16 protein-coding genes are annotated in these 17,967 nt (G+C 65.9%); 8 read left to right on the top strand and 8 right to left on the bottom strand.

Annotated features, from left to right (window positions below; all coding sequences use genetic code 11):
* The first annotated feature begins 48 nt into the window (after nucleotides 1-48).
* Together uxuA and JHW40_RS18220 are read left to right on the top strand one after the other, a co-directional pair.
* Entirely contained in the window at nucleotides 49-1,266 is a 1,218-nt protein-coding gene (gene uxuA / locus JHW40_RS18225; protein WP_090612939.1) for a mannonate dehydratase, read from the top strand.
* Nucleotides 1,263-2,732 carry a mannitol dehydrogenase family protein gene (locus JHW40_RS18220; RefSeq protein ID WP_090612937.1) on the top strand — a complete coding sequence of 490 codons (1,470 nt, stop codon included), beginning with the start codon at nucleotides 1,263-1,265 and terminating at the stop codon, nucleotides 2,730-2,732. Before uxuA ends, JHW40_RS18220 begins: the two co-directional genes overlap by 4 nt.
* 59 nt (nucleotides 2,733-2,791) lie before the next feature.
* On the opposite strand, the gene plsY is transcribed toward JHW40_RS18220, so the two are convergent.
* From plsY to JHW40_RS18205, 3 genes are read right to left on the bottom strand one after another with little or no spacing between them, the layout of a single operon-like run.
* Nucleotides 2,792-3,379: a glycerol-3-phosphate 1-O-acyltransferase PlsY gene (gene plsY, locus JHW40_RS18215; RefSeq protein WP_090612936.1), complete on the bottom strand. Its 588-nt coding sequence runs from the start codon at nucleotides 3,377-3,379 to the stop codon at nucleotides 2,792-2,794.
* A complete protein-coding gene (pyrC, locus tag JHW40_RS18210) occupies nucleotides 3,376-4,656 on the bottom strand; it encodes a dihydroorotase (RefSeq protein ID WP_090612933.1) in 1,281 nt (426 codons plus the stop codon). The genes plsY and pyrC overlap by 4 nt, the downstream gene beginning before the upstream one ends.
* Complete coding sequence (locus JHW40_RS18205) at nucleotides 4,653-5,615, bottom strand: aspartate carbamoyltransferase catalytic subunit (protein ID WP_090612931.1); 963 nt, start codon at nucleotides 5,613-5,615, stop codon at nucleotides 4,653-4,655. Before JHW40_RS18205 ends, pyrC begins: the two co-directional genes overlap by 4 nt.
* A 221-nt stretch (nucleotides 5,616-5,836) precedes the next feature.
* Here JHW40_RS18205 and JHW40_RS18200 point away from each other — a divergent pair, with 221 nt between their 5' ends.
* The 6 genes from JHW40_RS18200 to JHW40_RS18175 all read left to right on the top strand — a co-directional run bounded on the left by JHW40_RS18200 (nucleotide 5,837) and on the right by JHW40_RS18175 (nucleotide 11,634).
* The gene (locus tag JHW40_RS18200; RefSeq protein ID WP_090612929.1) at nucleotides 5,837-7,210 is read left to right on the top strand and encodes an MATE family efflux transporter; all 1,374 of its coding nucleotides are present in this window, start codon (nucleotides 5,837-5,839) and stop codon (nucleotides 7,208-7,210) included.
* Between the two features lie 32 nt (nucleotides 7,211-7,242).
* A complete protein-coding gene (locus JHW40_RS18195) occupies nucleotides 7,243-7,479 on the top strand; it encodes an Lrp/AsnC ligand binding domain-containing protein (RefSeq protein WP_090612926.1) in 237 nt (78 codons plus the stop codon).
* Nucleotides 7,480-7,596: 117 nt separating this feature from the next.
* On the top strand, nucleotides 7,597-9,186 hold the full coding sequence (locus JHW40_RS18190) for a cytochrome ubiquinol oxidase subunit I (RefSeq protein ID WP_090612924.1): 1,590 nt from the start codon (nucleotides 7,597-7,599) through the stop codon (nucleotides 9,184-9,186).
* Nucleotides 9,183-10,346: a cytochrome d ubiquinol oxidase subunit II gene (gene cydB / locus JHW40_RS18185; RefSeq protein ID WP_090612922.1), complete on the top strand. Its 1,164-nt coding sequence runs from the start codon at nucleotides 9,183-9,185 to the stop codon at nucleotides 10,344-10,346. The genes JHW40_RS18190 and cydB overlap by 4 nt, the downstream gene beginning before the upstream one ends.
* A gap of 12 nt (nucleotides 10,347-10,358) precedes the next feature.
* Complete coding sequence (gene cydX / locus JHW40_RS18180; RefSeq protein ID WP_090612920.1) at nucleotides 10,359-10,493, top strand: cytochrome bd-I oxidase subunit CydX; 135 nt, start codon at nucleotides 10,359-10,361, stop codon at nucleotides 10,491-10,493.
* A 40-nt stretch (nucleotides 10,494-10,533) separates the two neighbouring features.
* A complete protein-coding gene (locus JHW40_RS18175) occupies nucleotides 10,534-11,634 on the top strand; it encodes a pyridoxal phosphate-dependent aminotransferase (protein ID WP_090613038.1) in 1,101 nt (366 codons plus the stop codon).
* Between the two features lie 81 nt (nucleotides 11,635-11,715).
* On the opposite strand, the gene JHW40_RS18170 is transcribed toward JHW40_RS18175, so the two are convergent.
* The 5 genes from JHW40_RS18170 to JHW40_RS18150 all read right to left on the bottom strand — a co-directional run bounded on the left by JHW40_RS18170 (nucleotide 11,716) and on the right by JHW40_RS18150 (nucleotide 17,885).
* Nucleotides 11,716-14,805 (bottom strand): valine--tRNA ligase, encoded by a 3,090-nt coding sequence (locus tag JHW40_RS18170; protein ID WP_090612918.1) that lies wholly within the window; start codon nucleotides 14,803-14,805, stop codon nucleotides 11,716-11,718.
* A 76-nt stretch (nucleotides 14,806-14,881) separates the two neighbouring features.
* Nucleotides 14,882-15,730 (bottom strand): alpha/beta fold hydrolase, encoded by an 849-nt coding sequence (locus JHW40_RS18165; protein ID WP_090612916.1) that lies wholly within the window; start codon nucleotides 15,728-15,730, stop codon nucleotides 14,882-14,884.
* Nucleotides 15,727-16,377 carry a glutathione S-transferase family protein gene (locus JHW40_RS18160; protein ID WP_090612914.1) on the bottom strand — a complete coding sequence of 217 codons (651 nt, stop codon included), beginning with the start codon at nucleotides 16,375-16,377 and terminating at the stop codon, nucleotides 15,727-15,729. Before JHW40_RS18160 ends, JHW40_RS18165 begins: the two co-directional genes overlap by 4 nt.
* Entirely contained in the window at nucleotides 16,374-17,156 is a 783-nt protein-coding gene (locus tag JHW40_RS18155; protein ID WP_090612911.1) for a VOC family protein, read from the bottom strand. Before JHW40_RS18155 ends, JHW40_RS18160 begins: the two co-directional genes overlap by 4 nt.
* Before the next feature lie 9 nt (nucleotides 17,157-17,165).
* Nucleotides 17,166-17,885, bottom strand: a complete 720-nt coding sequence (locus JHW40_RS18150; protein WP_090612910.1) for a DUF1428 domain-containing protein — start codon at nucleotides 17,883-17,885, stop codon at nucleotides 17,166-17,168.
* Nucleotides 17,886-17,967 lie beyond the last annotated feature (82 nt).

Genomic DNA, 17,967 nt, shown 5'->3' with positions numbered 1-17,967 from the left:
ATTTATATCATGCTAGGGAATCGGATGTATTGAACCGAGGAGGGAAACGTGCGGCAAACCTGGCGCTGGTTCGGACCGAAGGATCTGGTCTCGATTGACGACATGATGCAGGCGGGGGTCGAGGGGGTCGTCTCGGCCCTGCACCACATCCCCACTGGCGCGGTCTGGACCGCCGAGGAAATCGCCCGCCGTCAGGCCCTGATCGGGGTGATGAAAGACGGCAGCCCTTCCGGCCTGAAATGGGACGTCGTGGAAAGCCTGCCGGTGTCCGAGGACATCAAGAAGCAGAAGGGCGACTGGCGCGCACATATCGAGGCGTGGAAGGCCTCGATGCGGGCGCTGCGCGGGGCGGGGATCGAGGTCATCTGCTATAACTTCATGCCGGTGCTGGACTGGACCCGCACCGATCTGGCCCATCGCCGGCCCAATGGCGCGACCTGCATGCGGTTCGACCTGATCGATTTCGCAGCCTTCGACATTCACATCCTTGCCCGTCCCGACGCCGCCGGGGATTTTCCCGAAGCGGTGGTGGACGAGGCGACCCGGCGCTTTGCCGCCATGTCCGACGATGACAAGGCCGCGCTGGCGCAGAATGTCGTTTTCGGGCTGCCCGGCGCGGCGGAAAACTTTTCGCTGGAGGATGTGCGCGCCCATCTGGCCGAATATGACCGCCTGTCGCCGGAAACACTGCGCGGCCACATGATCGACTTTCTGTCCGAGGTCGCGCCGCTGGCGCAGGAACTGGGCGTCCGGCTGTGCTGCCATCCCGACGATCCGCCCTTCACCCTGCTGGGCCTGCCGCGCGTGATGTCCACCGAGGCCGATTATCGCACCGTTCTGGATGCCGTCGATCTGCCCGCCAATGGCGTGACGCTGTGCGCGGGCTCGCTTGGCGCGCGTCCCGACAATGATCTGCCGGGGATGATGCAGCGGCTGGCCGACCGCGTCCATTTCCTGCATCTGCGCAATGTGACCCGTGAAAGCGACCAGATCATGGGCAGCTTTCACGAGGCCGAGCATCTGGGCGGCGGCACCGACATGGTGGCGCTGATCGCCGCTGTCCTGCGCGAGGAACGCCGCCGCCGGGCCGAGGGCCGCGCGGACCACCAGATCCCGTTCCGACCCGATCACGGACAGGACATTCTGGACGACCTGACCCGCAAGGCGCAGCCGGGCTATCCCTCGATCGGGCGGCTGAAGGGTCTGGCCGAGCTGCGTGGGATCATGACCGCGCTGGACCACCCGGCCGAGGGGCTGCGGGCATGAGCGCGCCACGGCTGGACGCGCTGGACCGCGTTCATGGCCCGGCCGCGCGGCCGGGCTATGATCCGGCGGCGCATGGCGTGGGCATCCTGCATCTGGGCATCGGCGCCTTTCACCGCGCCCATCAGGCGGTGGCGACCGACGACGCGCTGGCCCGCAGCGGCGGCGACTGGCGGATCACCGGCGTCAGCCTGCGCTCGCGCGAGGTGGCGGATGCGCTTGGCCCGCAGCACGGGCTGTATACGCTGATCGAACGCGGCGCGGATGGCACGAAGGCCCGCGTCATCGGCGCGATCCGCGACGTGATCGCCGCCGACCCGGACCGGGTGCTGGCCGCCATGTCGGACCCCGCGATCCGCATTGTGACGCTGAGCGTGACCGAAAAGGGCTATGGCATCGACCGCGTCACCCGCGCCGCGGATCCCGCGCATCCGGCCGTGGCCGCCGATCTGGCCGATCCCGACCGCCCCTCGGGCGTGCTGGGGCTGATCTGCGCCGCACTGGCCGCGCGCCATGCGGCGGGGGCCGCGCCCTTTACCGTCCTGTCCTGCGACAACCTGCCCGAGAACGGCGCGCTGCTGCGTGATGGCGTGCTGGATTTCGCCCGCCGCGCCCGGCCCGATCTGGCCGGGTGGATCGCGGATAACGTCGCCTTCCCCTCCTCGATGGTGGACCGCATCACCCCCGCCGCCACGCCCGAGACGCTGGCCGAGGCCGCGCGTCAGACCGCCTGCACCGATCTGGCGGCCATCGAGACCGAGCCCTTCATGCAATGGGTGATCGAGGACCACTTCCCTCAGGGCCGCCCCGACTGGGAGGCTGGCGGCGCGATCTTCGTGCGCGATGTCGCACCATACGAGCGGATGAAGCTGACCATGCTGAACGGCAGCCATTCGATGCTGGCCTATGCCGGTTTCCTGTCGGGTCACCGCTATGTGCGCGATGTGATGAATGATGCGGCGCTGGCCGCGCTGGTCCGGCGGCATCTACAGGCGGCGGCGCAGGTCCTGCCACCGCTGGAAGGCATCGTGCTGGCCGATTACGCCGCCGATCTGGAGGCGCGTTTCCACAACCCCGCCATCGCGCATGAGACATATCAGATCGCCATGGACGGCACCCAGAAGCTGCCGCAGCGGATCTTCCAGCCCGCGCTGGCGGCGATGGAGGCCGGGCAGGACCCGCGTGCCTTTGCCTTCGCCACCGCCGCATGGATGCGCTATGCGCAGGGGGTGACGGATACCGGCGAAACTTACGCCCTGCGCGACCCGCGCGAGGCCGATATCCGCGCCGCGCTGGCAGGTGTCGCACGCGATGCGGGCGCGATCTCGGCCGCGCTGCACGACCTGCCGGGGCTGTTTCCGCAGCGCCTGACGCATGATCCCGCATGGCGCGACGCGGTCGAGTCCGCGCTGGCGTTGATGCTGAGCGATGGCATGGCGCAGGCGATCCGGCACGAGGCCGCAGCGTGACGGCCCCCGGAAAGATGTCGTGATCGGCAGGCCCTGACGGCGGCGGGATGGCCGGACAGTCAGGGCTTTCCGCGACCGATCCGGGGTTCCGACCCGTCCAGCAACCGGGCGATATTGGCGCGGTGGCGGGCGAAGATCAGCACCGCCATGAACAGGCTGACCAGCACCAGATCGGCCCGTCCGATGGCCCAGGCAAAGACCGGCGACAGCGCGGCGGCCAGCAGCGCCGACAGGCTGCTGATCCGGCTGATGACCGCGCTCAGCAGCCAGACACCGCAGGCGATCAGCCCCAGCGGCCAGTGAAGCGCGATCAGCGTGCCAAGGAAGGTGGCGACGCCCTTGCCGCCCCTGAAGCCCAGCCAGACCGGAAAGCAATGGCCCAGAAACGCGGCGCCTCCGGCCAGCATCGCCGCGGTTTCGCCGCCGAAATGGCGTGCCAGCAACACCGCGATGGCGCCCTTGCCGCTGTCCAGCAGCAGGGTGGCGAAGGCTGCGGGCTTGTTGCCGGTGCGCAGGACATTGGTCGCGCCGATATTGCCCGATCCGATCTGACGCAGATCGCCCAGACCCAGCACACGGGTGATGGCGACGCCGAAGGGGATCGACCCCAGCAGATAGCCAAGCGCCGTCCACAGGATCAGCGTCATGGCTCACCCCCGAAAACGCGCTGACCGGCGACCCATGTGCCCATGACCCGGCCCTGCATCCGTGCGCCGTCGAAAGGCGTGTTCTTGGATTTCGACAGCAGCGTAAAGCGGTCCAGAACGAAAGGCGCGTCGGGGTCGAACAGCACCAGATCGGCGGGCGCGCCGCTGGTCAGCCGTCCGGCGGGCAGACCCAGCCGTTTCGCCGGGTTCAGCGACATGGCGCGCCACAGCTGCGGCAGGCTGAGCCCGCCCTGATGATAGAGCCGCAGCGCCGCAGGCAGCAGCGTCTGCAAACCGACCGCGCCGGGGGCGGCGGCCTCGAAGGGCAGACGCTTGGATTCCTCGTCCTGAGGGGTGTGGAAGCTGGCGATCACGTCGATCAGACCATCCGCCACCGCCTGCACCATCGCCTGCCGGTCGTCTTCCGAGCGCAGCGGCGGGGTGAAGCGGAAGAAGGTCCGGTAATCGCCCACGTCGAATTCGTTCAGTGTCAGATGGTGGATCGAGATCCCCGCCGTCACGTCCAGCCCGGCATCGCGCGCGCGGGTCAGGGCGGGAAGGGCGCCCGCGGTGGTGATCTGGTCGGCATGCCAGCGACAGCGGGTCATCTGCACCAGCGCCAGATCGCGGCTTACGCCCATCACCTCGGCCATGGGCGAGACGGCGGGAATGCCATAGATCGAGGCGAATTTGCCGCTGGTCGCCGCCGCACCTTTCGACAGGCCCGCATCCTGCGGATGGCCGACGATCAGCGCATCAAGGCCGCGCGCATAGGTCATGCAGCGGTTGAGCAGCCTTGTATCCTGCACGACGCGGACGCCATCGGTGAAGGCCACCGCGCCCAGATCGGTCAGAAAGCCGATCTCGACCATCTCTCGCCCCTCGCGGCCCTTGGTCAGCGAGGCCATGTGATGGATGTTCACCGGCGCATCGGCGGCGCGGCGAGTAACGAATTCCAGCGATTCCGGCGTGTCGATGGGCGGCATCGTATCGGGCCGGGCGATCACCGTGGTCACGCCGCCCGCCACCGCCGCCAGCCCGGCGCTGCGGAAGCTTTCCTTGTGACGCTCTCCGGGTTCGCCGATCTTGACGCCCCAGTCGATCAGGCCGGGCGCCAGCGCGCGGCCCTGACAGTCGATCACGGTGGCGCCTTCGGGGGCGGGTTCATCCGGCCCGGCCACGGCTTCGATCACGCCGTCCCGGATCAGCAGGCTGCCGGGGGCGTCGGTCTGGGCCTCGGGGTCGATCAGGCGGGCATTGGTGAAAAGCGTCGTCATACCATGATCCCCGTTGCCGCGCGGCCGCGTTCGGCGCGCAGGTTGTGGGCCAGCAGGTCCAGTGCGGCCATGCGCACCGCCACGCCCATTTCCACCTGATCCTGAATCACGCTGCGGTTGATGTCGTCGGCGATGGTGCCGTCGATCTCGACCCCGCGATTCATCGGGCCGGGATGCATGACGATGGCATCGGGTGCGGCCAGAGCCAGCTTGTCGGCATCCAGCCCCCAGCGGTGGTAATATTCGCGCTCGGACGGAATGAAGCCGCCATCCATGCGTTCGCGCTGAAGCCGCAGCATCATCACCACATCGGCGCCTTTCAGCCCCTCGCGCATGTCCTCATAGAGTTCGACGCCCATCTCGCCCGCGCCTGCGGGCATCAGGGTTGCCGGGCCGATGAGGCGCAGGCGGTTTTCCATCTTGCCCAGCAGCAGCAGGTTCGAGCGCGCCACCCGGCTGTGGGCGATGTCGCCGCAGATGGCGATGGTCAGACGCTGAAGCCGGCCCTTGGCGCGACGGATGGTCAGCGCGTCCAGCAGCGCCTGGGTGGGGTGTTCATGGCGTCCGTCGCCGGCATTGATGACGGCGCAGTTCACCTTTTCGGCCAACAGGTTGACCGCGCCGCTGTGCGGATGGCGCACCACCAGCAGGTCGGGCTGCATCGCGTTCAGCGTCAGCGCCGTGTCGATCAGGGTCTCGCCCTTTTTCACGCTGCTTTGCGCGACGGCCATGTTCATCACATCGGCCCCCAGACGCTTGCCCGCCAGCTCGAAGCTGGACTGGGTGCGGGTCGAGTTCTCGAAGAACATGTTGATCTGGGTCAGACCGGCCAGCGCATCGGAATGTTTGACGGTGCGGCGGTTCAGCGCGACGTAGTCCTCGGCCAGATCCAGCAGGGTCACGATGTCCGAGGGCGCAAGATGGTCGATGCCCAGAAGGTGGCGGGCGCGAAAGCTCATGGGCGTCCTCATGGCGGCTGAAAACGCGTCCTCTATCGCAGAAGCGCGGGGCTGCGGCAAGCCGGGCTTGCGGGGAGAGGTGGGAAGGGGGCTGTCTGCCCCCTCTTGGCCTGCGGCCAATTCACCCCCGAAGGTATTTTCAAGAAGTGCGAGGGGCTGTTTCTGCATATGATGCAAATCAGCCGATTGCCGGAACCTGTGGGGCGGGGTAAGCGGGGCGGATGAGCAACCGTTACGCCCCCCATGTCGCCGCGACGCTGTCGCTGGGACTGCCGCTGATCGGCAGCCATCTGGCGCGCATGGCCATCGGGGTCAGCGATACGGTGATGATCGGCTGGTATGGGGTCGAGCCGCTGGCGGCGCTGGTCATCGCGACGTCCTTCTTTCAGGTGCTGTTCTTTCTGGGCATGGGGTTCGGCACCGGGGTGATGGGGCTGATCGCCACCCATATCGCCAGCGGCAACGAGACCGAGGTGAGGCGCGGCGCGCGCATGGCGCTGTGGCTGTCGGCGGGCTATGCGCTGGCGGTGATGCCGCTGATGTGGTTTTCCGAGGCGATTCTGCTGGGGCTGGGGCAGACGCCGGTCGTGGCCAAGCTGGCGCAGGACTATCTGCGGATCGCGGGCTGGGGGTTGCTGGCCGTTCTGGGGCAGCTGACGCTGAATTCCTATCTGGCGGCGCTGGAGCGCACGGCGGTTGTCATGTGGGTCACGCTGGTCGGGCTGGCCATCAATATCGGGCTGAACTGGATTTTCATCTTCGGCAATCTGGGCATGCCCGCGCTGGGTGTCCGGGGCGCGGCGATCACCAGCCTGTCGGTCCAGATGCTGCAACTGGTGGCGCTGCTGGCCTATGCCCATTGGCTGCCGCGGGCACGGAAATATCATCTGTTCCAGCGTTTCTGGCGCCCCGATTGGCAGGCCATGCGCGAGGTGGCGCGGATCGGCTGGCCGATCGGGCTGACCATGGTGGCCGAGGGCGGGTTGTTCGTCGCCTCGAACGTGATGATGGGCTGGATCGGCACGCAGCAGCTGGCAGCGCATGGGATCGCGTTGCAGATCACCTCGATCACCTTCATGGCGCATCTGGGCCTGTCGAATGCCGCGACCGTGCGGGTCGGGCAGGCCAAGGGGCGCGGCGATGCGATCTGGATGCGGGATGCGGCGATGACGGTTATGGCGCTGTCGCTGTGCTTTGCCTGCATCGCCATTGCCATCTATCTGCTGTTCGCCCAGCCACTTGTGCGGGTGTTTCTGGATGCGGGCGATCCGCAGGCCCCGGCCATCGTCGTCATCGGGGCCGGGCTGCTGCTTTATGCGGCGCTGTTTCAGCTGACCGATGCGTTTCAGGTGATCGCGCTGGGGTTTCTGCGCGGCGTGCATGACACGCGGCTGCCGATGCTGATCGCCGGGTTCAGCTATTGGGTGGTCGGGATGCCGGTCGCCTATGGGCTGGCTTTCGGGCTGGATGTGGGGCCGCCGGGCCTGTGGCTGGGGCTGTGTGTCGGGCTGACGCTGGCCGCGATCCTGCTGATGGTGCGGTTCTGGCATGGCTGGGCGCGTGGGGTCTGGACCGCCCGGCCCGGGCCGGGTTAACCTGCCGCCGCAATCTGCAAGGAAGATCAGCCATGCGTCCCGTCTTTGTCCAGTTCCGCTGCGCCCCCGGCAAGACCTATGAGGTCGCCGACGCGATCTATGACCGCGAGATCGTCAGCGAGCTTTACTCGACCTCGGGCGATTTCGACCTGCTGGCCAAGATCTATATCCCCGAGGATGCGGATGTCGGCCATTTCCTGTCCGAAAAGCTGTTCGACATTCCGCATATCAGCCGCACCCTGACGACGATGACCTTCCGCGCGTTCTGACCCGGCCGCGCCCGTCTGTGGCGGGCTGTCGCAGCGACACAGCACCACGGGGCGCCGTTATTGGGTTGTCGCCCGGCGCGTGCTAGCCTGTTTGCGCCAGCACAAGGAACGCGCGCCATGGATATAGGTGTTGTCGAGCTGTCGCGACTGCAGTTCGCGATGACGGCTTTGTATCATTTTCTGTTCGTCCCCCTCACCCTGGGCCTGTCGGTCCTGATCGCGATCATGGAGACGGTCTATGTCATGACCGGCCGTCCGATCTGGCGGCAGATGACCAAGTTCTGGGGGACATTGTTCGGCATCAACTTTGCCATGGGCGTCGCCACCGGCGTGGTGATGGAGTTCCAGTTCGGCATGAACTGGTCCTATTACAGCCATTATGTCGGCGACATCTTCGGGGCGCCGCTGGCGCTGGAAGGGCTGATGGCGTTCTTCCTCGAGGCCACCTTTGTCGGGCTGTGGTTCTTTGGCTGGGACCGGCTGTCGAAACAGGCGCATCTGGTCGTGGCCTGGCTGGTCGCCATCGGCTCGAACTTTTCGGCGCTGTGGATCCTGATCGCCAATGGCTGGATGCAGCATCCGGTGGGGGCCGAGTTCAACCCGCTGACCATGCGGATGGAGCTGACCAGCTTTTACGAGGTCATGTTCAACACTGTCGCGCAGGCGAAATTCGTCCACACCGTCAGCGCCGGTTACGTCACCGCCTCGATATTCGTGCTGGGTGTGTCTTCGTGGTATCTTTTGCAGGGGCGGCATCTGGCGCTGGCGCGGCGGTCGATCACCGTGGCCTCCAGCTTTGGCCTTGCGGCCGCGCTGTCGGTCGTGGTTCTGGGCGACGAATCGGGCTATGATACCGGGCTGAACCAGAAGATGAAGCTGGCCGCCATCGAGGCCATGTGGGAGACCGAGCCCGCCCCCGCCCCCTTTACCATGATCGGCATTCCCGATCAGCAGGCGCGGGAAACGAAATGGGCGATCCATATCCCCTATGCGATGGGGCTGATCGGCACCCGGTCCCTGACCGAGGAAATCCCCGGCATCAACCAGCTGGAGCAAGAGGCGGCAGAGCGGATCCGGTCCGGTCTTGTCGCCTATGACGCGCTGATGACCATCCAGCAGGACCGCGAGGCGACGGATGCGGGCGTGGTGGCCACATTCGAGCAGCATTCCGACGATCTGGGCTATGCGCTGCTGCTGCGCCGCTATCTGGACGACCCGCGCGAGGCCAGCGAGGAACAGATCGCGCAGGCAGCCGAGGATACCATCCCCCATGTCTGGCCGATCTTCTGGGCCTTCCGCATCATGGTCGGGCTGGGGATGCTGTTCATCGCCACGACCGGCTATTTCTTCGTCACTACCTCTTTCCGCGGCGGGCGCTATCCGAAATGGGCGCTGCGCTTTGCGGTGCTGCTGATCCCGGCGCCGTGGATCGCCGCCGAGATGGGCTGGATCGTCGCCGAATATGGCCGTCAGCCCTGGACGGTGGATGGCGTGCTGCCCACGGCGCTGTCGGTCAGCGCGCTGTCCGTGACCGAGCTGTTGCTGACGCTGGCCGCATTCGCCACCTTCTATACGGTTCTTTTCGTGATCGAGATCAAGCTCTTGCTGAAATATATCCGCAAGGGGCCGGTCGATGATGTGCAACTGACTGATGACTGGGACGCGAAACACCGCGCCCGGCTCAGCCCGGCGGAGGTACGGCAATGATCCTGCACGAATTTCTCTCGTTCGAGGTGCTGCGGCTGATCTGGTGGCTGATCCTGGGGGTGCTGCTGATCGGCTTTGCGCTGACCGACGGTTTCGACATGGGGGCGGCGGCACTGCTGCCCTTCGTGGCGAAAACCGATACCGAGCGGCGCGTGGTCATCAACACCATGGGCCCGGTCTGGGAGGGGAATCAGGTCTGGTTCATCCTTGGCGGCGGCGCGATCTTCGCGGCCTTTCCGCCGCTTTACGCGATCAGTTTCTCGGGCTTCTATCTGGCGATGTTCGTGATCCTGTCGGCGCTGATCTTCCGCCCGGTGGCCTTCAAGTTCCGCAGCAAGCGCGAGGATCCGAAATGGCGCAGCCGCTGGGATAATGTGCTGGTCTTCAGCGGGGCCACCCCGGCGCTGCTGTTCGGGGTGGCGGTGGGCAATGTCATGCTGGGCGTGCCGTTCCACCTGACCCCCGACCTGCATGCGATCTATGAGGGCGGCGCATTCGGCAAGCTGTTCGGGTTGCTGCGGCCTTTCGCGATCCTGTGCGGGGTGGTGTCGCTGGCGATGCTGGTCATGCATGGCGCGGGCTGGCTGGTGCTCAAGACCGAAGGCGCGATCGCCGCGCGCGCCCGCCTCTATGGCAGCCGTGCGGCGCTGGTGGTGCTGGCGGGCTATGCGCTGGCCGGGATCTGGCTGGCGGTCGGCATCGACAGCTTCGCCTATGTGACGCCGCCTGCGCCCGATGGCCCGTCGAACCCGCTGGCATGGCAGGTCGTCCATGGCGGCAGCTGGCTTGCGGCTTATGGGGAACGTCCGTGGATCGTGATCGCCCCGCTGCTGGGCTTCATCGGCACGGCGATGGCATGGCGCGCCCTGCGTTCGGGAGGGGAGCTGTCGCCGCTTGGCTGGTCGAAACTGGGCATCTTCGGGATGATTTCGTCGGTGGGGCTGACGATCTTTCCATTCCTTCTGCCCTCGAACACCCATCCCGACAGTTCGCTGTCGGTCTGGACCGCCACGTCCTCGCATCAGACGCTGTTCGTGATGCTGGTGGCGACGGCGATCTTTCTGCCGATGATCATGGCCTATACGGCATGGGTCTATAAGGTTCTGTGGGGCAAGGTGACCGAGGATCAGGTCACCGATCCCGACAGCCACTCATATTGAAGGAGGCACCCGATGTGGTATTTCGCATGGATGCTGGGCCTGCCGCTGGCGGCGCTGTTTGCCGTGGTCAACGCCATGTGGCTGGAACTGCAAGAGGATCGGGCCCTGTTCGAGGGCCGTCAGGACCGCCGCAACGACGAGCTGTAAACCCTTGCGGCAGGGGCTGAAATCGGGGATGGCTTGGGTCATGGATACCCTGCGCCTTGCCCCGATCCCCGCCAACCTGCCCGCGACCGTTCCCTTCGTCGGGCCGGAAACCCTGCAACGTCGCCTTGGGCAGCCCTTCGCCGCCCGGCTGGGCGCGAATGAGAACGGCTTCGGCCCCAGCCCGCGCGCGGTGGCCGCGATGCAGGCGGCGGTGCTTGATATCTGGCAATATGGCGATGCGACCAGCCACGATCTGACACAGGCGCTGGCCGCGCATCTGGACCTGCCTGCCGATCATATCACCGTGGGCGAGGGGGTGGACGGCCTTCTGGGCAACCTCGTCCGGCTGATGATCGCGCCCGGCGATGTGGTGGTGACCTCGGATGGCGCCTATCCGACCTTCAACTATCATGTGACGGGCTTCGGCGGGGTGCTGCACAAGGTCCCCTATCGCGACGATGCCGAGGATCCCGCCGCCCTGACCCGGGCCGCACATGAAAACGGCGCGCGCATGGTCTATCTGGCCAATCCCGACAACCCGATGGGCAGCTGGATCAGGGGCACCGACATTGCCGCCATGCTGGACGATCTGCCGCCCGGCTGCCTGCTGGTGCTGGACGAGGCCTATCTGGAATTCGCCCCGGCCGGGGCCATCTCGCAGATCGCCCCCGACGACCCGCGCGTGATCCGCATGCGCACCTTCTCCAAGGCCTACGGGCTGGCGGGCGCGCGGATCGGCTATGCCACCGGCCATCCGCAACTGATCGCGGCCTTCGACCGGGTCCGCAACCATTTCGGCGTCAACCGCATCGCGCAGGCGGGCGCGTTGGCCGCGCTTCAGGATCAGGACTGGCTGGCCCGCACCCTTGCGCAGGTGGCACAGGCCCGCACCCGCATCGCGGCCATCGCCACGGATAACGGCCTCACCGCCCTGCCATCCGCCACCAACTTCGTCGCCATCGACACCGGCCGCGACGGCCCCTTCGCCCGCGCGCTGGTCGAAGCGCTGGAGGCCGAGGGCGTCTTCATCCGCATGCCCGGCACCGCCCCCCTGAACCGCTGCATCCGCGTCAGCTGCGCCCCGCCCCCGGAACTCGAGGTTTTCGCCGCCGCCCTGCCCAAGGCCCTGTTACGCCTCTAAGGCGCCGCCCCATCTTTGGTGCCCAAATATCCCCGCCGGAGGCACCCGCGATCACCGCCGGGTGCCCCCATCGGCAAAGGCTCACATCGCCGCCAGCTGCGCCAGTGCCGCCCTGACACGGGTCACGTCATCCTCCAGCGCCACCAGTTTCGCGCGGGTTTCCTCGATCACCTCGGCTTCGGCATTCTCGACGAATTTCGGATTGCCCAGCCGCTTGCGCAGCCCCTCGGCATCCTTTTCCGCCTTGCCAAGCGATTTCTGCAACCGCGCCGTTTCCGCCGCCGCATCGATCACGTCACCGATGGGCAGCGCGAATGATGCGCCCTGCGCCGCGACAGAGATCATTCCCTTGCCCGCGGTGCCGTCCACGGGGGCGTTCACCCGCGCCAGATGCTCGATCAGCGGGCTGTTGGCGGCCAGTGCCGCGTGCGCCGCCGCGTCGGCCTCGGTCACGATCAGGTCCAGCTTCGCGCCCGCCGGAACCCCCATCTGCGCGCGGGCGGAACGCACCGCCTCGATCAGCGAGATCACCCAGTTCATCTGCCGGTCGGCCCCGGCGTCGATCAGTTCCGCGCCATAGGCCGGCCAGTCGCCATGCACCAGCATCTTCGCCCGGTCGCCGGTCAGCCGCCACAATTCCTCGGTCACGAAGGGCATGACCGGATGCAGCATCAGATAGCACTGATCCAGAACCCAGCCCATCGTGGCGCGGGTCTCGTCCGCATGTTCGCCATCGAACAGCGGCTTGGCGAATTCCACATACCAGTCGCAGACCTTGCCCCAGACAAAGGCATAAAGCCCGGTCGCCGCGTCGTTGAAGCGGTATGTCTCCAGCGCCTCGTCCGTCGCCATGCGAATCCGCGCCACCTCGCCGATGATCCAGCGGTTGACCGTATGGGCGGGCTCGGGCCGCGCGCCGCCACCGCGGACGCCGTTCATCTCGGCAAAGCGGGTGGCGTTCCAGATCTTGGTGACGAAGTTGCGGAAGCTCTCGACATGCCGCGGGCCCAGCTTGGGGTCGCGGCCCATTGCCGCCATGCTGGTCAGCGTCATGCGCAGCGCGTCGGCGCCGAAATCGTCGATCAGGGTCAGCGGGTCGATGACATTGCCCTTGGACTTGGACATCTTCGCGCCCTTCTCGTCGCGCACCAGCCCGTGGACATAGACGGTGTGAAAGGGCACCTGATCGACCACGGCCAGTTGCATCATCATCATCCGGGCCACCCAGAAGAAGATGATGTCAAAGCCGGTGACCAGAACATCGGTCGGGAAATACTTGCGCAGCTCTTCGGTATCCGCAGGCCAGCCCAATGTGCCGATGGGCCACAGGCCGGACGAGAACCAGGTATCCAGCACATCCGGGTCGCGCCAGACCGGATAGACCAGCCGGGTCGGGTCCTGCGACAGGTTGTAATCCGCCAGCCCCTGCGCGAAGGCGTCGATGGCGGCATCGCGGTCGGCCACCTCGATCACCCGGGCGATTTCCAGCGGTTGCGGCAGCCCGGCGATCATGTCGCGGAAGTTCTCGCGCACCTCCTCGAAGCTGGTGGCGGCGCGGTGGATCTGATCGCGATGGACCAGACCTTCCTCCAGCAGGGCAAAGATCTCGACCTCATCCAGCGCGCCGTCATGGTCGTCATCGACCTGACCTTCCAGCGACAGGTCAAGACCATACCACACCGGAATCTGATGGCCCCACCACAGCTGGCGGCTGATCGTCCACGGCTCGATATTCTCCAGCCAGTGGAAATAGACCTTCTGATGCTGCTCGGGCAGGATTTTCGTGCGCCCATCGCGCACCGCGTCCAGCGCCGGGCCGACGATCCGTGCCGTGTCCACGAACCACTGATCGGTCAGCATCGGCTCGATCACCACGCCGGAACGGTCGCCGAAGGGCTGCATGATCGGCTTGGCATCCACCAGCGGGCGGCGTTCCAGATGCTCGGCCCCGGTTTCGGGTTCGATTTCCTTGTGCAGATAAGTGACCGCCAGCCCCTCGGCACCGATCTGTTCGATCACCCGCTTGCGGGCTTCGAACCGGTCCAGCCCGCGCAGATCCTCGGGCACGAGGTTGACGTTCGAGACGTCGCCCACATCCTCGCCCCTTGCGGCGCGGGTGGCGATCTCGGCGCTGTCGGCATAGGACAGCCCGTCGGCGCGCATCGCGCCCTTGCCATCCATCAGCGCATAAAGCGGGATGCCGTTGCGCGTCGCCACGCCATAGTCGTTGAAGTCATGCGCGCCGGTGATCTTGACCGCGCCACTGCCGAAATCGGGGTCGGGATATTCGTCGGTGATGATCGGGATCAGGCGGCGATGTTCCTTCGGTCCCACCGGAATTTCGCACAGCTTGCCGATGATCGGGGCATAGCGCGGATCATCGGGATGCACCGCCACCGCGCCATCGCCCAGCATGGTTTCAGGCCGGGTCGTCGCGATGCTGATATAGTCGCGCGTCTCGCGCAGGGTGACGTTGCCGTCCTCGTCGCGTTCGACATATTCATAGGTCTCGCCGCCCGCCAGCGGGTATTTGAAATGCCACATATGGCCGGGGGTCTCGCGGTTCTCGACTTCCAGATCGCTGATCGCGGTCTCGAAATGCGGGTCCCAGTTCACCAGCCGCTTGCCGCGATAGATGATGCCCTTGTCATAGAGTTCCACAAAGACCCGGATCACGGCGTCGTGGAAATTGCCCTCTTCGCCCGCGGGCGCACCCGGCGCGCCGGACATGGTAAAGGCATTGCGCGACCAGTCGCAGGACGCGCCAAGGCGTTTCAACTGGTTGATGATGGTGTCGCCGGATTCCCGTTTCCAGTCCCAGATCTTGGCCTGAAACGCCTCGCGCCCGATCTCGCGCCGGTTCGGTTCCTGCCGCTCGGCCATCTGCCGTTCGACGACCATCTGGGTGGCGATGCCCGCATGGTCCTGACCGGGCTGCCACAAGGTGTCGAAGCCGCGCATCCGGTGCCAGCGGACAAGGATGTCCTGAAGCGTATTGTTGAAGGCATGGCCGATATGCAGGCTGCCGGTGACGTTGGGCGGCGGGATCATCACCGTGAAGGTTTCGGACCGCGAGGCATTGGCCCCGGCGGCGAAGGCGCCCGTCTGTTCCCATTCGGCGCTGATCCGGGCCTCGGCGGCCTTGGCGTCAAAGCTTTTGTCCATCGTCATGTCGGCTGATCCCCTTGCTTGGGGATGGATTAGCGAAATGACGCGGAAAGGCCAAGAGACGCGGCGCGAAATGCGATCATTGACCGGCCTCGGCCGCCTTGATGCGGGCGATCAGCAGGTCGGGCAGTTCGGGCCGGTGGATGATGTTCAGATGCGTGGTGTCGGGCAGTACCGCCAGCCATGCATCGGGAATCAAAGCTGCCAGATGCGCGCCATGTTCGGGCGGCAGGAAATCGCTGTCGCCCAGCAGGATCTGGGTGGGGGCGGTGATGGCGACCAGTTCCTCATCGCTCCAGCCCCAGTCCGAGGCGATGAAACGGCCCAGTTTGGTCAGCACCTTAGTCATGCCGTCGGGGGCGTCGGGGTTCTGCTCCATCCAGCTTTGGCGCATTGCCAGCATGTCCCAGGGCGAGGGCAGCAGCGCCAGCGTTTCGGCATCGGGCAGCTGGCCGGGATCGCGGTTCGCGGCGACCAGACCGGGATGCATGCCGTCATTGCTTTGCGCGGCGGAAATCGCGTTCAGCGAGGCGACGCGATCCGGCGCATGAACCGCCAGATCATAGCCCAGCATCCCGCCCATCGAAAAGCCGACCACATGCGCCGAATCGACCTGCAGCGCGTCCAGCACCGCCAGGGTATCGCGGCGCATGCTGTCCATCGTGATCGGCTGGTCGCGATCGGCGGTGCGGCCGTGGCCCTGCTGGTCGATGCCGATGACGGCGCGGTCCTGCGACAGCACCGGGATCAGGTCCGCCCATGTCAGCGCGGTATTCATCGCGCCGCCATGCAGCAGCAGGATCGGCGGCTGATCCGGCGTCAGGTCGCCATGCACCTCGTACCAGACCGGGTGCGCGTCAACCTCGATGATGTCGGCCAGCGCCGTGGCGGGCAGCGCGGCAAGGGCCAACAGCAGCAGCGGCCTCATTCGGGTGCGCCCTTATGTCGTTCATCCGCCGCCTGCCAATGCGCCATCTGATCGGCCAGCGCCTTGCGGAACGCGGGCCGGTCCGTCGCGCGTTCCAGATAGGCGGCCAGTTGCGGCAGATCGTCCAGCAGGCCGGATTCGGCCGGGATGCGCAGAATGTCGGACATCAACAGATCGGCCACGGTAAATCCGTCGCCCACCAGCCAGTCGCGATCCTTCAGCGCCTCCTGCAATTGCGCCAGACGTTCGTGCAGAAAGCTTTCCCGTCGGGCGGCCGTGACGTCGTCCTTGTCGAAGAACTTCGCCACGATCCAGGCCAGCGCGCCGGGCTCGATACTGTTCAGCGCCGCGATCAGCCATTGCACGGTGCGGGGGTGATCCTGCCCCTTTGGCAGCAAGGCGCTGCCCTCGGCCAGATAGAGCAGGATGGCACCGGATTCGAACAGCGACAGATCGCCGTCGAGGATCATCGGCACCTGCGCGAAAGGCTGACGGGCGATATGCGCCGCCGATTTTTCGCGCAGGGGCACGGTGTCCACCTGATAGGGTCGCCCGATCTCTTCCAGCAGCCAGCGGATGCGCAGATCGCGCACATAGCCGCGGGGAAACTCGGGCACCCAGTCATATGTGGTCAGAATCAGCGTCATGCCGTGCCCCTTGGGCCGACCATGGCGAACCATGCGCCCTGCGGATCGGTGGCGACGGCGATCCATGCGTCACCGGGCACCTGAATGGGGCCGTGATGCAGCTTGCCGCCCGCCTCGTCCAGCCGCCGGATGGCGCTGTCGATGTCGGTCACGCCGAAATAGGTCAGCCAGTGAGGCACAGGCGAATCGCCCAGACCCATCACCGCGCCGATATCGGCGCCGTCATGGCTGAACAGCTGATAGGTGCCCATCTCGCCCATATCCATCGCCTGAGACTTCTGCCAGCCGAACAGGGTGGAATAGAAGTCGAACCCGGCATCGGGGTCGGTCGAGTTGAGCTCGTTCCAGTTGCCATGTCCGGGGCGGGACTGGTCGAAGGCATTGCCGCCCTGACCCTCGGGCATCGGCAGGGGCTGAAGGATGCCAAAGCCCGCGCCCTGCGGATCGGCGGCGACGGCAAAGCGGCCGGTGCCGGGGATGTCGGTGGGCGGACGATGGATGGTGCCGCCCGCCGCAAGGATCTGATCCGCCACCCGGTCGGCATCGGTGACGCCGAAATAGGTCAGCCATGCGGGCGGCATCTGTCCGACGAAATCAGGGATCTCCATCAGCCCGGCGACCATGTCGCCACCGGCGGTGGCAAGGTGATAGGTAAAGCCCTCCATCCCGGCATCATTGACGGACCAGTCAAGGACGCGGGCATAGAACGCCCCGGCATCGGCAAGGGCACCTTTCGAGGTGCTGAGTTCATACCAGACGGGCAGGCCGTGATGGGTCATCCTGTCCTCTCAATTCTTGTCAACGATGGGGGTGAAGCCGCCCCAGAACATGCGCATCCCGTCAAAGGGCATCTCGGTCGGCATTTCCATGCTTTCCATCTCGGCCTCCATCTGTTTGGCGGCCTTGTCGCAGGTTTCCCGGTCGGGCCATTCGATCCACGAAAACAACGGCACCTCGCCCTCTTTCGCGTCGGTCGCGCGATAGAAATCGGTCACCTTGCCGTGGGGCACATCCTCGCCCCAACATTCGATCTGATGGGTGGCGCCAAGGCGGGCGAACATCTCGGTCGCGCTGCGGGCCATGTCGATATAGGCCTGTTTCCTGTCCGCCGGGGCCGCCAGCACGAAACCCTGAACATAGCTGCCGGGCCGGCTTTCGCCCTCGGTGACGATGGGCGAGAAGCCGCCCCAGAACATCCGCATCCCGTCGAACGGCATGTCCGGCATCTGCTGCATGTCGGGATCGGCCATCATGTCGGCCCAAGCCTTGTCGCAGGTTTCGCGATCCGGCCATTCGATCCATGAAAAGACCGGGGTTTCGTCGTCACTGGCCCCGGTCGCGCGGTAAAAGTCGGTCTGCTTGCCCCGGGTGACATCTTCGCCCCAGCACTCGACCATCCGGGTTGCGCCGCGTTTCTGGAAGATCGGCCAGGATTGCGTCGCGTGGTCGATATAGGCCTGCCGGTTCGCTGTCGGCACCGCAGCCACAAAGCCGCTGTAATAGGTCATCTCAGCCTCCCTGAGGATGTGATCGGAATCGTCCCTCCGAATCGGAGCATGACTCTTGCAGTATGAAAAAGCAACTGATAGT

This window comes from Paracoccus alcaliphilus, from assembly GCF_028553725.1.
In the GTDB taxonomy this organism is placed as follows: domain Bacteria; phylum Pseudomonadota; class Alphaproteobacteria; order Rhodobacterales; family Rhodobacteraceae; genus Paracoccus; species Paracoccus alcaliphilus.
Note: the sequence above shows the minus strand (reverse complement) of the source record. Positions and strands in the feature narration are given on the sequence as shown.

What these genes read in the sequence shown, in the direction of transcription:
- JHW40_RS18220 (WP_090612937.1), top strand. Translation starts at nt 1,263, where the DNA reads ATGAGCGCGCCACGGCTGGACGCGCTGGACCGCGTTCATGGCCCGGCC.
- plsY (WP_090612936.1), bottom strand. Translation starts at nt 3,379, where the DNA reads ATGACGCTGATCCTGTGGACGGCGCTTGGCTATCTGCTGGGGTCGATC.
- pyrC (WP_090612933.1), bottom strand. Translation starts at nt 4,656, where the DNA reads ATGACGACGCTTTTCACCAATGCCCGCCTGATCGACCCCGAGGCCCAG.
- JHW40_RS18205 (WP_090612931.1), bottom strand. Translation starts at nt 5,615, where the DNA reads ATGAGCTTTCGCGCCCGCCACCTTCTGGGCATCGACCATCTTGCGCCC.
- JHW40_RS18200 (WP_090612929.1), top strand. Translation starts at nt 5,837, where the DNA reads ATGAGCAACCGTTACGCCCCCCATGTCGCCGCGACGCTGTCGCTGGGA.
- JHW40_RS18195 (WP_090612926.1), top strand. Translation starts at nt 7,243, where the DNA reads ATGCGTCCCGTCTTTGTCCAGTTCCGCTGCGCCCCCGGCAAGACCTAT.
- JHW40_RS18190 (WP_090612924.1), top strand. Translation starts at nt 7,597, where the DNA reads ATGGATATAGGTGTTGTCGAGCTGTCGCGACTGCAGTTCGCGATGACG.
- cydB (WP_090612922.1), top strand. Translation starts at nt 9,183, where the DNA reads ATGATCCTGCACGAATTTCTCTCGTTCGAGGTGCTGCGGCTGATCTGG.
- cydX (WP_090612920.1), top strand. Translation starts at nt 10,359, where the DNA reads ATGTGGTATTTCGCATGGATGCTGGGCCTGCCGCTGGCGGCGCTGTTT.
- JHW40_RS18175 (WP_090613038.1), top strand. Translation starts at nt 10,534, where the DNA reads ATGGATACCCTGCGCCTTGCCCCGATCCCCGCCAACCTGCCCGCGACC.
- JHW40_RS18170 (WP_090612918.1), bottom strand. Translation starts at nt 14,805, where the DNA reads ATGACGATGGACAAAAGCTTTGACGCCAAGGCCGCCGAGGCCCGGATC.
- JHW40_RS18165 (WP_090612916.1), bottom strand. Translation starts at nt 15,730, where the DNA reads ATGAGGCCGCTGCTGCTGTTGGCCCTTGCCGCGCTGCCCGCCACGGCG.
- JHW40_RS18160 (WP_090612914.1), bottom strand. Translation starts at nt 16,377, where the DNA reads ATGACGCTGATTCTGACCACATATGACTGGGTGCCCGAGTTTCCCCGC.
- JHW40_RS18155 (WP_090612911.1), bottom strand. Translation starts at nt 17,156, where the DNA reads ATGACCCATCACGGCCTGCCCGTCTGGTATGAACTCAGCACCTCGAAA.
- JHW40_RS18150 (WP_090612910.1), bottom strand. Translation starts at nt 17,885, where the DNA reads ATGACCTATTACAGCGGCTTTGTGGCTGCGGTGCCGACAGCGAACCGG.